Origin of the sequence: Zobellia sp. OII3 (assembly GCF_002211465.1) — a bacterium.
Lineage (GTDB): Bacteria > Bacteroidota > Bacteroidia > Flavobacteriales > Flavobacteriaceae > Zobellia > Zobellia galactanivorans.
On record NZ_MWRZ01000001.1, the window covers coordinates 401065 to 417661 of the forward strand.

At 42.9% G+C, this 16597-nt stretch carries 14 protein-coding genes; 6 read left to right on the forward strand and 8 right to left on the reverse strand.

The window, feature by feature from the left end; translation table 11 throughout:
• Window positions 1-38: 38 nt before the first annotated feature.
• A complete protein-coding gene (locus B4Q04_RS01615; RefSeq protein ID WP_088695813.1) occupies window positions 39-1289 on the reverse strand; it encodes an efflux RND transporter periplasmic adaptor subunit in 1251 nt (416 codons plus the stop codon).
• Window positions 1290-1326: 37 nt separating this feature from the next.
• Window positions 1327-2637, reverse strand: coding sequence for a TolC family protein (locus tag B4Q04_RS01620; RefSeq protein ID WP_236630955.1), 1311 nt, complete (start codon window positions 2635-2637; stop codon window positions 1327-1329).
• 293 nt (window positions 2638-2930) lie between these two features.
• Between B4Q04_RS01620 and B4Q04_RS01625 the strand changes: the two genes are divergently transcribed.
• Both B4Q04_RS01625 and B4Q04_RS01630 read left to right on the forward strand, forming a co-directional pair.
• Window positions 2931-4298 (forward strand): sigma-54-dependent transcriptional regulator, encoded by a 1368-nt coding sequence (locus B4Q04_RS01625; protein ID WP_088695815.1) that lies wholly within the window; start codon window positions 2931-2933, stop codon window positions 4296-4298.
• Window positions 4299-4310: 12 nt separating this feature from the next.
• On the forward strand, window positions 4311-5657 hold the full coding sequence (locus tag B4Q04_RS01630) for a sensor histidine kinase (protein WP_088695816.1): 1347 nt from the start codon (window positions 4311-4313) through the stop codon (window positions 5655-5657).
• Window positions 5658-5659: 2 nt separating this feature from the next.
• On the opposite strand, the gene B4Q04_RS01635 is transcribed toward B4Q04_RS01630, so the two are convergent.
• From B4Q04_RS01635 to B4Q04_RS01655, 5 genes are all read right to left on the reverse strand, one after another.
• Entirely contained in the window at window positions 5660-6004 is a 345-nt protein-coding gene (locus tag B4Q04_RS01635; protein ID WP_088695817.1) for an MGMT family protein, read from the reverse strand.
• Window positions 6004-6633, reverse strand: a complete 630-nt coding sequence (locus tag B4Q04_RS01640) for a LysE family translocator (protein WP_013992657.1) — start codon at window positions 6631-6633, stop codon at window positions 6004-6006. Before B4Q04_RS01640 ends, B4Q04_RS01635 begins: the two co-directional genes overlap by 1 nt.
• A 2-nt stretch (window positions 6634-6635) precedes the next feature.
• The gene (gene trmB, locus B4Q04_RS01645) at window positions 6636-7304 is read right to left on the reverse strand and encodes a tRNA (guanosine(46)-N7)-methyltransferase TrmB (protein WP_088695818.1); all 669 of its coding nucleotides are present in this window, start codon (window positions 7302-7304) and stop codon (window positions 6636-6638) included.
• A 10-nt stretch (window positions 7305-7314) separates the two neighbouring features.
• A complete protein-coding gene (locus B4Q04_RS01650; RefSeq protein WP_013992659.1) occupies window positions 7315-8391 on the reverse strand; it encodes a sensor histidine kinase in 1077 nt (358 codons plus the stop codon).
• Window positions 8392-8528: 137 nt separating this feature from the next.
• A complete protein-coding gene (locus B4Q04_RS01655) occupies window positions 8529-9215 on the reverse strand; it encodes a response regulator transcription factor (protein WP_013992660.1) in 687 nt (228 codons plus the stop codon).
• Window positions 9216-9441: 226 nt separating this feature from the next.
• Here B4Q04_RS01655 and B4Q04_RS01660 point away from each other — a divergent pair, with 226 nt between their 5' ends.
• The 4 genes from B4Q04_RS01660 (at window position 9442) to B4Q04_RS01675 (ending at window position 15866) form a co-directional block, all read left to right on the forward strand.
• Window positions 9442-11808 carry a hypothetical protein gene (locus B4Q04_RS01660; protein ID WP_088696366.1) on the forward strand — a complete coding sequence of 789 codons (2367 nt, stop codon included), beginning with the start codon at window positions 9442-9444 and terminating at the stop codon, window positions 11806-11808.
• Window positions 11809-11907: 99 nt separating this feature from the next.
• A complete protein-coding gene (locus B4Q04_RS01665; protein ID WP_088695819.1) occupies window positions 11908-14727 on the forward strand; it encodes a TonB-dependent receptor in 2820 nt (939 codons plus the stop codon).
• Between the two features lie 286 nt (window positions 14728-15013).
• Complete coding sequence (locus B4Q04_RS01670) at window positions 15014-15322, forward strand: T9SS type A sorting domain-containing protein (protein ID WP_088695820.1); 309 nt, start codon at window positions 15014-15016, stop codon at window positions 15320-15322.
• Window positions 15323-15542: 220 nt separating this feature from the next.
• Complete coding sequence (locus B4Q04_RS01675; RefSeq protein ID WP_013992664.1) at window positions 15543-15866, forward strand: T9SS type A sorting domain-containing protein; 324 nt, start codon at window positions 15543-15545, stop codon at window positions 15864-15866.
• 98 nt (window positions 15867-15964) lie between these two features.
• Here the strand turns inward: B4Q04_RS01675 and B4Q04_RS01680 are convergent, their stop codons facing one another.
• Window positions 15965-16396 (reverse strand): peptidylprolyl isomerase, encoded by a 432-nt coding sequence (locus B4Q04_RS01680; protein WP_088695821.1) that lies wholly within the window; start codon window positions 16394-16396, stop codon window positions 15965-15967.
• Between the last annotated feature and the right edge of the window lie 201 nt (window positions 16397-16597).

Sequence of the window (16597 nt, forward strand, 5' to 3'; positions counted from 1 at the left end):
ATAAGACTAGCAATTCGGTCAAAAGTGACAGTTTATACTTATTTCAAAACTATTTTTTCCGCTTCACCAAAAGCATCGTAGTTACTCGTGATTACCTTCTCACCGGCTTCAAGCCCTTCTAGAACTTCATAATACTGCGAATTTTGTTTTCCGATCCTTATATTTCGCTTGTTAGCTTCGTCGCCATTGGCCGCTACAACGAAAGCCCACTGACCGCCCGTACTCTGAAAAAAGCTTCCTTTGGGCAAGAGCAAAGCATCGTTAGACTCACCCAATTGTAGCCGTATATTGTAACTCTGGCCTGTACGTATGGTCTCCGGTTTCTCGGCAATAAATACCAAATCGACCTTGAACCTGCCATTGCGTACTTCGGGGTATACCTTTCTCACCCTCAACGGAAAATGTTTTCCGTTACGTTGCAATTCAGCCACCAAATCTCTTTTTACCCGGTCGATATAATGTTCATCAATATGAGCCTCGATTTTATAATCCGTCAGCACATTAATTTGGCCGATACGCTGCCCTTGAGCAATATTCTGACCTATTTCCGCATCAAGAAAGCCCAATTGACCATCGGCGGGCGCACGTACGTTCAAGTGATCCAATCGCTGATAGACCATCCCCAACGTTTTTTGCATGCGGTTTAAATCGGCCTCCAAGACGGGCAAGGAAGTTTTCCGAACCTGATCATCGTTTTCAGTCTGTACTTTGATGATATCGTACTGCTTTTGCGAAAGTTCAAAGTTCTCTTTTGAAGTCAAGTATTCTTCCTTAGAGATCAACTCCTCTTCATACAGGGCACGGTTTTGTTCAAAATTGCGCTTTAACCGTTGTAGTTCAGTCGCAGCAGTAGCTAAGGACCTTCTTCCTTCAACTTGCCTAGAGTCAAAGGTTAGCTTAGTAGACCGTAAATCGTTTTGCTTAAGGGCCAATCCACTCTCGCTTTGCAGTATTTGCTCGTATAAATTAATATTATCAAGCCTTAGAATGATATCCCCCTTTTTGACCATAGAACCCTCCTCTATTAGTTTTTCCTCAACCCTTCCCCCTTCATAGGCATCCATATAGATAGTCGCTATAGGGGCCACATTACCACTTATGGTGATATAATCGTCAAACTTCCCTTGGGAAACGGTTGCCAAGGAAAGTTTTTCCTTATCTACACGAAAGGTAGATACCGAACTCGCAAATATTATTTGGTAGCCTACAAAAAGCAACAACACCCCTAAGGCTATGTAACCGAAATGTTTAGGGCGTAATCCATTTTTCTTTTCCAATTGTATATCCATCCTACTCTAAATTATACTTGTTAATTTGTTTTATGCTTCATTGACAAATATTGAACACGGGCAGGCCTTTGTAAAAATTTAAGGTGCTTCTATTTATTTCGGAACGAAGGCTTACTTGAAGGTTCTCGTTTTGGGCACTGGCAAAAAGATTCTTTGCCGTAAATAGCTCAAGGGCATTGATCAACCCTTTTTCATACCGTTTTTGAGCGATGGTGAACGCCAATTCTTGGGCCTTGACCTTTTGGGAACTCTGCTCTCGTTGAATCTCAAGCGATCGGTATTCCTGAACCAATTGCCGAATGGTCTCAAACACGACCTGATGTTGGATTTCCATATTGTTTTCCGCTCTTAATCGTTCAATTTTTTGTTGCTTAATACGCCCACGGGCAGCCCAAATATTACTAATAGGCACATTAAGACTAAATCCAACAAATTGTGAAGTATTGTCGCGAAACTGATCACGAAAAGGTATCGTATTTGCCAAGCTATCACGGGTAGTCTCAAAATAACCAGTAGCCGTACCCGCAAACAAAGACAAAGAAGGAAACAAAGCGCCCCTTTCGGCCGCCAATTGTTTTTTTGCCGCCTTCACCCTCAATTCCTGTGCCTTTAGTAAGGGCAAAAACTCTTTGGCCCTACCATAAATACTATCGGATTGTACAAGGGATTCATCGTACAATGCACTTTCAAATTCTAGATTTGGACGAATCTCAATATCGTTTGCACCCTCTAGATTCATTTCTTGTATCAATTGAAGTTTGGCCGAGACCAACCGATTTTCGCTTTGTGTAAGGTTCAACTTATCGGATAGTAACAACGACTCGGCTTCGTAAAGGTCAGCACCCGCCTTCATCCCCAATTCAATCTGTTTTACTACCAGATCGTAATTGGCCTGCGATACCGCCACCTGTTCCTTTGAGATTGCCACCAAGCCCTTAAAGAACTTAATATCATAAAAGGCTTGCATAACCCTAAATGCCAACAAGTAACGTTGCTGCAAAGCTTCTTCTTGTGTCGCCTTATACAATAATTTGGTGGCCCTGATAGTGTTCTGCTTTTGAAACCCCCTATAAAGATCTACCGAAGTCTCTAGGGTATACCTATTGGAAAAAAAATCAGTGGTAACCACATCATTTGTAAAGGGATCGGTACTACGGCCAAAATTGATTACATAGTTGGAAGACCCAATGAGCGAAGGCAAAAGGTCGCGAATAGATTGCCGATAAGATTCACGGCCAGATAATGCATTAAGGTCATAATCCCTCATTTGTAAATTATGCTTTAAGGCATAGGTGACGCACTCATCCAACGTATATACTTCTTGGCCCGCCATCTTTGCGGTAATCATAAGAATAATTATAACTAAAAATCTAAATATGTGAATCATAATTTTTTAAGTGTGCCAAACTTAAAGCGATCCTCATGCCGAAATAACAAATAACTCATTATCAGCAAATTACATTTTATTTTTTTCATGTAACTCGAATTGTATTGTAAAATATTTGTACAACTATTGTCTAAAATTTTGACAGTGCATATAGTTTTTAAAATTCTAATTGTAGTTTTAACTATACCCAACGGGACCGTTGTTCCAATAATTTTTGAATATTTCCGGAACGGACCGGACAAAAACACCTATTTATGGTAGACGCAAGAATTTTAATTGTTGATGACAACAAGAGCTTGTTAAGTGCTCTGGAAATTCTATTGCAGTTTGAATACAAACATATAGAAGCCATTTCAAACCCAAATCAAATCCCGTCTTTCCCCAACCTATCGGGGATAGATATCGTATTATTGGATATGAATTTTTCTGCCGGCGTCAATACCGGAAACGAAGGCCTGTATTGGCTGAGAGAGCTACAAAAACGAGCACCGCAAACCTCTGTGGTTATGATGACCGCCTATGGAGCTGTAGATCTTGCCGTTAAGGCCCTAAAGGAAGGGGCCTCCGATTTCATCCTTAAACCTTGGAACAACGATAAACTATTGGCTACGGTCAAGGCCGCCTATGAACTCAGAAAATCAAAAAAAGAAGTTACCCAACTCAAAAAGAAAGAAAGTCAGTTAAAACAGGTCATCAACCAGAACAAGAACTATATTATCGGTAATTCAAAAGCATTAAACACCGTACTCAAGTTGGCTTCAAAAGTTGCCAAAACCGATGCAAACGTATTGGTAACCGGTGAAAACGGCACAGGGAAAGAATTAATTGCGCGTGAGCTACATAAGCTTTCAAATCGCAGTAACGAGGTCTTTATCTCGGTGGACATGGGTTCTATATCCGAAAATTTGTTCGAAAGTGAGCTTTTTGGCCATACCAAAGGCTCGTTTACCGATGCCAAAGAAGATAGGGTGGGTAAATTTGAAGCGGCTCATGGTGGCACCCTATTTTTAGATGAAATAGGGAACCTATCTTTACAAGCACAGGCCAAACTACTGTCAGCCATTCAGAATCGGACTATAATCAGGGTCGGCTCCAATAAACCCATCCCCGTAGATATACGGCTTATCTGTGCCACTAACGAAGATTTGGACAGAATGGTTGCCGATGGACTTTTTAGGGAAGACCTACTCTACCGCATCAATACCATTCGAATTGAAGTACCCTCGCTCCGAGACAGAGATACCGATATTCTAGTCTTGGCCGATTTTTATTTAAACAAGTTTGCCGCAAAATACGGAAAGCCCCGCCTACGAATCAATCAAGCGGCACAGGAAAAACTAATGGCATACCGCTGGCCGGGCAACATACGGGAGTTGCTACACACCATAGAGCGTGCCGTAATCTTATCGGAAGCAAACGTACTCAAGCCCGAAGATTTTTTACTAAGCAATAAACCAAGCCCAATGGTCGACACCAATGTTCCTGCCACACTGGAGCAAATGGAAATTTTGATGATCAATAAAGCCCTAGAACAAAACGAAGGCAATTATAGTGCCGCAGCGGAACAGTTAGGCATATCTAGACAAACACTCTACAACAAACTAAAGAAAATAGGAAAGTAAGCAGTATTTAAAATGGTAAGCAAACACATTTATATTCAATTGGTCTTGCGCATTGTACTACTTACAGTCACTGCCCTTGGCCTAGGATTTTTATTTTTTTCGGAACGATATATTTTTTCAGGTCTCTTCTTCCTCCTACTCATTTTACAAACCTTTTCCTTAATCCATTTTGTCAACCAGACCAATCGTAAAATCGCTTATTTCTTCGATGCTATCAAAAATGAAGACTTTACGCTTCGTTTCCCCGAAAAACTCAGTGTTAAATCATTAAAAGAACTGAACCAAAGCTTAAATACACTCAATTCTGCCATTCAAAATATCCATATAAAAAAACAGGCCCAAGAACAGTTCTATCAAGAAATATTAAAACAGGCCGACATAGGCATTATGACCGTTAACCCCCAAGGCCATATTCTCTTCGCCAACCCTACTATAGAAACGCTGTTCAACTATCACCCCTTGAACCACGTGAAGCAGTTGAACCAAATAGACGAAAAACTATATGAGCTGTTCTCAAGATTGAAGCCCTTTGAAAGCAATGTATACCAACTTGTCAATGAAAGGGAAAAAAGGGAACTGGCGCTAAAAGCAAGCTCCATAAGTGTAGACGGCCAAGCGCTGCTGCTGGTCATAGTACAAGATATACAAAAAGAGCTGGAAGAAAAAGAGACGGACTCTTGGGTAAAATTGATTCGGGTACTCACCCATGAAATCATGAATGCCATAACCCCGATTACCTCAATTTCCGAATCGATTCTCAAGTACTATAAAAAAGAGGGAACCTTATTGGATATTGGGGAATTGTCGGAAGAACATTTACGCAGTACGGTAAAAGGACTGGAAGTCATTAAAGACCAAGGTAGCGACCTTATGACATTTGTACAGTCGTACCGCAAGTTCTTAAGCGTACCGGAACCGGAAAGAGAACTTATACCCGCCGAGACCCTACTCGATAAAGTAAGCCTTCTATTGGAAAATAAATCGGAACACGAAAATATCACCATAGAAACCAACGTACTCCCCGACGATCTAGAACTTTACGTAGATGTAAAACAGATGGTTCAGGTATTATTAAACCTAGGTAAAAACGCCCAACAATCCATTGCCGACAACCCCAATGGCAAAATCATATTCAAAGCTGGCCTTAATTCAAAAGATAAGAAATTCGTTCAGGTTATTGACAATGGCGCAGGAATACCTGAAGCGCTGATCAATGAAGTTTTCGTGCCCTTCTTTACCACCAAAAATACAGGTACGGGAATAGGCCTTAGTCTATCAAAACAGATCATGCGCCTACATCGAGGTACCATTCAAGTTAATTCAAAAGAGAACACGGTTTTCACGCTCACCTTCAACTAGCCCTAAGCCGGGCCACCCAACTCCTTAAAGGGATCCCAAAAGTGCTTTTCAAAGTCGATAATTTGGTTGTCGACTACGGTTATCCCTTCATTTTCGAGCAATTGTTGCATAAGGTTGGTACCGTCAAAATGGTGTTTTCCTGTAAGCAACCCGATTTTATTGACTACCCTGTGAGCGGGTATTTCCGGCATACTACCGGCTCCGTTCATGGCCCAACCGACCATTCGTGCACTACGGGCGGCCCCTAGATATTTGGCAATGGCCCCGTAGGAAGTCACGCGCCCCTCGGGTATGAGCCGGGCCACTTCGTATACTTTCTGAAAGAAATTTTTATTGTCAGGATTCATTACCGAAACACGATTCTTAAAATAGTTATAATCAATAAGACCAACATGAGCGCGCTGATAATATAGTTACTATTCTTTGAAAATCGGTTCGATTTATGCTCAAGTTTATTGAAGTACACCGCGTACATATAAAGTACCGTAAAGGTTCCGCTACCTGCCGCCAAAATAAATACAAGGATATCCCAAGCCTGAAATTTGATCCAGCCGGAGGCGTTCCACATGATATTGAGTCCGCTATAATAGGGTATGGTCAACAGATTCAATGCGGCCAACAACATTCCCTTAAAAAAACTGTTCTTCTTGCTGACCTTGACAATTTTCGGGGCCTTCTTTTTGTTTTTGCGCCCTGCGATAAAAAAATACACCATAAAAAAACCGAAGACCCCAAGGGCAATTCTCAAGAGCACGTCTATTACTTCGGGATTTTTATGTAAAAACCTTGAAATATAGACCGCAACGGTAGCCTGAAGAATGACTACGGTAGCCACCCCTAAGCCAAAAATAATTCCGTTCAGCTTACCTTTTTCCACACTCACCTTTGCCGCATTCATATTCAACAGCCCTGGTGGTACCGTCGCTATAAAGGCCGCCGAAAAAGTAGCAAAAAAAAGTAGCAAAAGATGCAACATGCCTAGTGGATCTTAAATTGGATATAGGTTATGGGTTTCCCTTTTTCAAGATACTGTTTTTCGTAGAAAGTTTGAAGTTCCAAAACCTCTTTTGGGCTTCCTTCATTTTTGTATACGTCATGGTTGGCGTAATTCACTGTCAGTCCTAAACCATGCAAAAGCCCCAAAGTATAACCGTGCATAAACTCACTATCGGTCTTTAGGTGCATTAGGCCGTCAGGACGTAATATTTTCCTGTATTTGGCCAAGAAACTTTCGTTGGTCATTCGATGTTTTGTACGCTTGTACTTTATTTGGGGATCAGGAAAGGTTATCCAGATTTCGGAAACCTCATCCTTGGCAAAGAGTTCGTCTACCAGTTCGATCTGTGTTCTTAGGAAGGCTACGTTCTTGAGATCATCCTCGAGTGCCGTCTTGGCCCCACGCCACAACCTTGCCCCCTTGATATCGATACCTATAAAATTCTTATTGGGGTCTTGCTTGGCCAAGCCTACGGTATATTCGCCCTTACCACAGCCCAGCTCCAACACAATAGGATTGTCGTTCTTAAAAAAATCGTTCCACTTGCCCCTTAACCCGAAACCTTGTTTTACGGCTTCCCTGCTTGGTTGAATGACATTTGGAAAAGTCTCGTTCTCCTTAAAGCGTTTCAGTTTGTTTTTACTTCCCAATGGTATAAAATTAAATTTTTGGTGAGGCTTTGGCCAGCTGTTTCTCTTTTGCTTTTTCCAAAGTAAAAGAAAATTCCGAACCTACACCCATTTCACTTTCCACATATATCTTTTCCCCGTGCGCCTCAACGATATGCTTTACAATAGCAAGGCCTAGACCAGAACCTCCTTCGCTGCGGCTACCGCTTTTATCCACCCTATAGAAACGTTCAAAAAGGCGGGGTATGTGTTGTTTCGGAATACCTTCTCCGTTATCGGTTACCCTAACGATTACCTTGTTCTTGATCAGGTTTTCCACACTTACCTCGGTAGTACCGTTGGTATGTCCGTATTTTATGGAGTTTACAAGAAAATTGGTTACTACTTGCTGTATTTTTTCCTTATCGGCGAATACTATAATAGGCTCGTCATACTCCATATCAAAAGTAAGTATGATCTTCTTTTTGGCCGATTTCATTTCCAAAAGATCGAAGACATTTTGAATGAGCTCAATAATATCAAAAGGCTCCCTCTTCAGATTAAGGTCGCCTACCTCCAACTTGGTAATAAGGTCAAGGTCTTTCACGATATAGATAAGTCGATCCACCCCCTTACTGGCCCTTTGAAGGTACTTTCGGCGTACATTTTTATCGTCTATGGCCCCGTCCAATAGGGTTTCTATATACCCTTGAACGGTAAACAGCGGTGTTTTAAGCTCGTGCGATACGTTGCCGAGAAAATCTTTCCGGTACTCTTCCCTAATTTTGAGCGTATCGATCTCTATACGTTTGTCTTTGGCAAATTTCCCGATTTCCTCGGTAAGGGTTTTCATGTCGGTAGTAATGGGACCAGAGACAATCGAAGACGTTTCCAACATAGCCACATCATCGTATATTTTCTTTATCCGGCGGTAGATAAACTTTTCTATCCGCACCTGTAAAACGGTAAAACTAATAGGAAACAACAAAAAGGAGGTAACGATAATGACTACCCAATTAAAAGCATTGAAAAGGAGCAAAAACAGCGCCAACAGCAAAACAAAGATTACGGTAATCATAAAAGAAGACCGTAGCGCAAAGCGGTATGACCTTCTTAATCTAGGAGGCATAAAAAAAGTGTTTAATATTCGCTACGGAACCTTTATACGTCATTTCAGGGCATTTTTCGGCGTTCAAAACCCAATCAAGGGGAGAACGGCCCAAAATTACTATAAAAAAGACGTATTACTTAACGATGTAGATTTTATTAGAGCACAAACTTGTAGCCTACACCTTTTACGGTCTTGAAATGATGCTCCCCGATTTTCTCACGAAGCTTTCTAATATGCACGTCGATCGTACGTCCACCGACCACGACTTCATTGCCCCAGACCCTATCTAGTATAACTTCCCTTTTAAAAACCTTATTGGGTTTTGAAGTCAACAGGGCCAAAAGTTCAAATTCTTTTCTAGGCAGAACGATTTCTTGGCCATCGTTCATTATTTTGTATTCTTCCCTATTGATTACAATATTGCCCACCTTAACAATATCATCCTGCGGGGCACTTTCTTCCTTTAACCTTCTTAAAAGGGCCTTCACCTTACTGACCAGAACTTTCGGTCTAATGGGCTTGGTAATATAATCATCGGCCCCGGCATCAAAACCGGCCACTTGCGAATAGTCTTCGCCGCGTGCCGTAAGAAAAGTTATGATAGAGTTCTCCAGTCCGGCCGTGTTTCTAATAGTCTCACAAGCCTCTATACCGTCCATCTCGGGCATCATCACATCCAGTATTATCAAATGGGGCTGCTTCTTCTTTGCCATGGCTACGCCTTCAACTCCATTCTTGGCCGTAAAGACTTGATAGCCTTCGGTAGTAAGATTGTACCCGACAATTTCTAGAATGTCCGGCTCGTCGTCTACCAATAATATCTTAATGTCTTTCTTTTTCATAAGGTGTGTAAAGATGGTTATTTCGTCAAAAGTAAATATAATACCGACATTCCGGGGTCTCTTAACGTTGATTTAATATAGTAACGTTAGGCTAACCTTATCGCAATAAAGGTTTAACATGCACATAACTCGACTTTTACCTCACGTAGCGTTATTTGCCTTGTTTAATAATTGAGTAGAACTAAATAACACTCAAACATTTATAATGAAACTAAATAGTAACGAAATGAAAAAATCTCTTTTCTCTTTATTGGCCTTTGCGTCACTCGCCATTATTTCTTCTTGTAGTAGCGACGACGGTGGTCCAACCCCTAATCCCAATCCTGATCCAGAGGGTGAGGAAATAACTAAAACGGGTATTATTACGGAGGACGAAACCTGGGAAGCCGAAAATATCTATATATTGGATGGCAGGGTAGTTGTAAGCGAAGGTGCTACTCTCACCATTGAGCCAGGTACTATTATAAAAGGCGAAGAAGGCCTAGAATCACTTGCTTCGGCATTAATCATCGACCAGGGTGGTAAAATTATGGCAGAGGGTACGCCTAGCAGCCCTATTATCTTTACCTCGGTACTCGACGACATCGAGCAAGGAGAGACCACAGGTACCCTCAACGATTCCGACACCGGTCTTTGGGGAGGAATCATCGTTCTTGGAAAGGCCCCCATCTCGGTGAACGGCGACGTTGAAACGGCACAAATCGAAGGATTGCCGGCCGACGAGTCGTACGGACAGTACGGAGGTAGCGACGCTGCCGACAATTCGGGCGTTATCAAATACGTTTCCATCAGACACGGTGGTATCACCATAGGACAGGACAACGAAATCAACGGACTGACCCTTGGCGGTGTTGGTTCGGGAACCGTAATAGACCATGTAGAGGTCGTATCGAACCAAGACGACGGTATCGAATGGTTCGGTGGAACCGTAAACGTAAGCAATGCCTTGGTATGGGCGCAAGGCGACGACGGTTTCGATGCCGACCAGGCATGGAGCGGAACCCTTTCGAACGGAGTAGTCATCATGGGCGGAGAATCAGGTACAGGTCTTGAGCTTGACGGCCCCGAAGGAAGCGCAGCTACCGAGGGCGGATTTACAATGGAAAACATAACCCTTATCGGTGCAGGCACCTCAAGCAAGTACGCCGACCTTAGGGACGGGCTCATCGCCAACCTGAACAACGTATTCGCATACGGGTTCGGATCTGATGCCTCCGTAAAGGTTGACGGTGCCGACTCGGCCACCGAGCTTGCCGCAGACCGAATTACTTTCTCTAACTGGGAGATCGTTCTGCCCGAAGGACAGGTAATCGGAGATATCTTCTCTGGCGACTTCAATGCCGGTGACGAAACCAAGTTTACAGACAACGCTACCGCCGTTGGAACAGGAAGCATCGGTGCCGATATTGATGTATTTGGATGGACATTGGCCGCCAGCAAAGGAGCTATATCAGCTAAGCCCATTGGAGCTACCATTACAAAAAAAGGTATTCTTACCGAAGATGAAACTTGGACGGCCGAAAACATCTATATATTGGATGGCAGGGTAGTTGTCGATGAAAACGTAACCCTTACCATTGAAGCCGGTACCATTATAAAAGGCGAAGAAGGCCTAGAGTCTCTTGCTTCTGCATTGGTAATCGACCAAGGAGGTATGATTATGGCAGAGGGAACAGCAGATAAGCCCATTATCTTTACCTCGGTACTCGACGACATCGAGCAAGGAGAGACCACAGGTACCCTCGACGATTCCGACACCGGTCTTTGGGGAGGAATCATCGTTCTTGGAAAGGCCCCCATCTCGGTGAACGGCGACGTTGAAACGGCACAAATCGAAGGATTGCCGGCCGACGAGTCGTACGGACAGTACGGAGGTAGCGACGCTGCCGACAATTCGGGCGTTATCAAATACGTTTCCATCAGACACGGTGGTATCACCATAGGACAGGACAACGAAATCAACGGACTGACCCTTGGCGGTGTTGGTTCGGGAACCGTAATAGACCATGTAGAGGTCGTATCGAACCAAGACGACGGTATCGAATGGTTCGGTGGAACCGTAAACGTAAGCAATGCCTTGGTATGGGCGCAAGGCGACGACGGTTTCGATGCCGACCAGGCATGGAGCGGAACCCTTTCGAACGGAGTAGTCATCATGGGCGGAGAATCAGGTACAGGTCTTGAGCTTGATGGCCCCGAAGGAAGCGCAGCTACCGAGGGCGGATTTACAATGGAAAACATAACCCTTATCGGTGCAGGCACCTCAAGCAAGTACGCCGACCTTAGGGACGGGCTCATCGCCAACCTGAACAACGTATTCGCATACGGGTTCGGATCTGATGCCTCCGTAAAGGTTGACGGTGCCGACTCGGCCACCGAGCTTGCCGCAGACCGAATTACTTTCTCTAACTGGGAGATCGTTCTGCCCGAAGGACAGGTAATCGGAGATATCTTCTCTGGCGACTTCAATGCCGGTGACGAAACCAAGTTTACAGACAATGTTGCTTCCATTGCGTCTAAGGACGATGCCAACACTGGTGCCGATATATCAGTGTTTTCATGGACCCTTGCCTCTGGTGAATTGGGCTTGTAACACAAGAATAAAACAAAAGAAAACAAATGTCCAAAGGCTTGAAAATAAGCCTTTGGACTATTTTATTAAAAAATTGAGCGCTACATAAACGAACATAAAATGTTGAAAAAAATTCTCTTTGTGACCACCCTTGTTTTTGCGCAATGGTGCTTTTGTCAAACAGGCACCATATCCGGAAAAATGATGGACGGTGAGTTTAATGACGTACTTCCATTTGCCAATGTATTGATAAAGGGAACCACCATAGGGACCTCGTCCGACTTTGAGGGAACCTATTCCTTGGAAGTAGAGCCCGGCACTTACACCGTAACCTTTTCCTACCTAGGATACACATCAAAGGAAATTACCGATGTTGTGGTCGAAGCAGATAAAACAGTAGAGGTAAACATAACCTTAGAACCTGCATCTTCACAATTAGACGAAGTGGTCGTTACCACCACCGTAAGCAAAAACACGGAAGCCTCAGTTTTAAATCTTCAGAAAAATTCGGTAACCCTTATGGACGGGCTATCGTTGGAAGCCATGAAAACCACAGGGGCAAGCAATATTGCCTCCGCTATCAAAAGCGTACCCGGCGTATCGGTACAAGAAGGAAAATATGTATACGTCAGAGGTTTGGGCGACCGTTACACCAAAACCATTTTAAACGGCATGGACATACCCGGACTAGACCCCGACAAGAACACGGTGCAAATGGATATTTTCCCTACGAACATTCTAGAAAACGTAATAGTCCTTAAATCGGCCGCGGCAGAATTGCCTGCCGACTTTACGGGCGGTGTAGTAAACATTGTCACCAAAGATTTTCCCGCACAAAAACACATGTCCATTTCCGCTTCGGTAGGATACAACCCCAGCATGCACTTCAAAGACAACTACCTCGGCTACGAAGGAGGGGCCACCGATTTCCTAGGCTTCGACGACGGTACCCGGGAATTGCCTATTCCGGCCAATACCGACATTCCCAATCCGTCCAACTCCAGCGAAAATGGCAGTTTGGAAGGCATTACCCGCTCATTTGACAAAACCTTGGCCGCCGAACGACAAAATTCAAAACCTGATTTCAGTTTGGGATTCAGCTATGGCAATCAATTCGATGTAGGAGACGACAAACTCGGTTTTATCGCATCGCTGGATTACAAGAATACGACCACCTTTTATAATGGTTTCGAAAATGGTATCTATCAAAAAGCCGCTGAAAGCGATACCTACGAACTGCGTTTCGACCGAAGACAACAAGGAGATGTAGGCTCGAACAATGTATTGGCCTCGGTATTGACCGGCCTATCCTATAAAACCGGAAAATCGAAGTACAAGTTAAACTTTCTACACATTCAAAACGGTGAGTCGCGCGCGGCTTTTTTCGACCAGGAAACAGCTATTTCAAATGCCATAGACGTAGTTAAGGACAACCTCGAATATACCCAAAGTTCGGTTTCCAATATTTTGCTTTCAGGAAAGCACACCTCTGAAGACGCTTCCTTTGTTACCGAATGGAATGTATCGCCGACCTTGACCAATGTTCACGATAAAGACGTAAGACTAACTACCTTTACCGTTGATCCCGATGGGTTTTCAATAAGCTCGGATGCCGGTTTTCCCCAACGCCTTTGGAGAAACCTTAAAGAGGTCAACGCTGTTGGCAAGGTCGATTTTTCCAAAAGCTATGAAATGTTCGGCAACAAGTCCATGTTAAAATTTGGAGGACTCTACAGCTACAAGCAAAGGGAATACGACATACAAAACTACAACATTGCCTTTCGCCAATTTACCACTGCCGACCTCAATGGTGATGCAAATGCAATCTTGGCCGACGAAAATATATGGACCGCAGAAAGTAATTCGGGATCGTACATCAGGGGAAATTTTCAACCCGCAAACAGTTATGATGCCGAGCAGAATACCCTAGCAGCGTATCTTTCGAACGAATTCAAGTTTTCCGATAAGTTTCGCGCCATTTTAGGCCTAAGGGCAGAACAGTTTACCACCTATTTTACAGGGCAAAACAATACGGGGAGCCAGGTCTATGACCACGAAAAGACCATAGATGAACTCGATTTCTTTCCTTCGGCAAATTTAATCTATGGATTTAAGGAAAACATGAACTTTAGGCTATCGTATTCTAGAACCACGGCAAGACCCAGTTTTAAGGAACTTTCTGTAGTGCAAATTCCCGACCTTTTAACCGGAATCCTCTTCTTGGGCAATTTAGACTTGGCCCCGACCTATATCGACAATTTCGATTTTAGATACGAAGTATTCGGCAACAGTGCCCAAATGATTGCATTCAGTAGTTTTTATAAAAAGTTCAAAAACCCGATTGAAATTGTCGCCTATGATATTACGGCGCCTAACCAATTTACCCCACGTAACGCCCCTTCAGCAAGTGTATTCGGCGTGGAGCTCGAAGCCCGAAAAAACTTTGGGTTTATTTCCGAAGGCCTTAAAGACCTAAGCCTTAACCTCAATGTTTCGATTATCGATTCGCAAATTGATATGGCCAAGGGCGAAGGCCAAGAATATGAATCGAGACAAATTTTTGCCAGGGACGGAGAGGCTATCGACGACAACAGACAATTACAAGGCCAGTCACCTTTCTTGATCAATCTAGGCCTGAAATACGACAATAGAGACAGTGGTCTTGAAACCGGGATCTTTTATAACGTTCAAGGCAAGACCTTGCAAGTTGTTGGTTTCGGACAAAATCCCGATGTATTTACCCAGCCTTTCAGCAGCTTAAATTTCAATATCTCCAAGACCTTTGGAGAGGAGCAACGTTCGAAAATAAGCTTCAAGGTAAACAACTTGCTCGGTGACACACGCGAGAGCCTATATGAGTCTTACAACACTCCCGATCAAAGATTTTCGTACAGAGACCCTGGAACTTCTTTCTCTTTAGGATATAGCCTTTCTTTTTAAGGCCCTACCATAATATCATGAAAAACCCCGCAAATGCGGGGTTTTATATTTTCAACAAAAATCCTGCAAAGCCAAAGGTCAATTATTCGGAATGCTCCAATAGGCTCCTTTTAAGATAAAACCTATAACTCGTCCAAAAAAAAGGAAGCTGTTTCTTAAAAAGAATACATAAGCAATACTTTGGACACCACCATTCATACATATATTCCTACAAAATATAAAATCGAACAACGATCAAACTAAAGATTTCGTATATTTGTGGTATACTATTTGCTCACATAATCATATGAAGCACTTTTACTTGGTAATTACTTTCTTATGTATCTCCTTTTCCTATGGCCAAGACGCCAAAGGTAATGGTGATATTAAAGGGTTTAAACTTTATCCCAACCCCGTCACGAACGGCAAGGTATATATTAGCACCTCAGAAAGTACGCCCAAGCAGATTGCCATATATGATGTGTTAGGCACCCAGGTGCTACAAACACAGATTAACGGTACCGAACTCAATCTTTCCGAGCTTGATGCCGGCGTATACGTCCTACGCGTTTACCAAAACAACAAAGTAGCGACAAGAAAGTTGATCGTAAAGTAATTACAATCGATTTCACTCGAATCAGCCTTGCCTGCGCTTATTACCCTATTTTTTTCGTTTGACAAACCAACGGAGCCCCTTTCGATAAACGGTCCCAAAATTACGACGAACGGACCACCCTATACCGTTTTCCATACAGTTCGTCTATTTTCACAACATTTTAGCCGACCTACAACCTTCATTAGCTACCTTTGGACCGTTGATCCCAAATCAATAATCTATGCGTATAACCTACTTCATACTTATGTGTGTATTCACCCTTGGTGCGTCCGCCCAAGATGCTTTCGATTTTCAAAATCAGAAAAGCGAAGAAATCCCAGGCTTTAAAATATACCCCAATCCAGCCTTCACCGATGTTGTCAATGTCATAACCAGAGACAACCACTTAAAACAGGTAAGGGTCTACGACGTGTTCGGGGAAATTGTACTCTCTGAAAAAATATCAAGAAGTAACCTGAACATATCCGGCTTGGTCCCTGGCGTCTACGTTTTGCAAGTAACCGAAAACAAAAAGACGAGCAACAGAAAGTTGGTGATAAAATAATCCCAAAGAAAAAGCTCCCTTTCAGGAGCTATTCAATCTAATTAAAAAAACAAGTATTATGTTTTTGCATTACCCTAAATTAAGGGATAATGTACGGCTTACAAGATTTCGACCACTTCTATATCGAATACCAAATCTTTACCGGCCAATGGATGGTTCCCATCCACTACAATAGTCTCTTCCTTTACATCGGTTACGACCAAATTGATCTCTTGCCCACTTTGCGTCTGAGAAACAAGTCCCATTCCCACTTTTGGCTCAATATCTTGAGGCAATTGACTTTTAGGCACTTCTTGTATCAACTCGGTTCTAGGCAAACCGTAAGCCTCCTCCTTAGGAATATTAACGGTTTTCTTCTCATTGACCTTCATATCAATAAGTCCTTTTTCAAAACCTGGTATCAACTGGCCTTGACCTAGGGTGAACTCAATAGGCTCTCCCCTTTCCACAGAGCTGTCAAAAACCTCTCCAGTGGCCAACTTGCCTGTATAATGTACCTTTACTTTATCGTTCTCTTTAACTTGACTCATATTATCATTTTAAAAAAAAACAGCAAAATGCTATTTTTTAACTATTTCGGTAAAGGTACAGGTATAAAAACGGCTACAAAATCTTTAACCCCAGCCCCCTAGGTATTTAGAAAACATTAACATAATTTTCTGTATTCGTTAAAATAATTAACATTTAAGGAAGTTGGTTTTAAGCGAGTAGCCTTTGTAAACAAAATTATC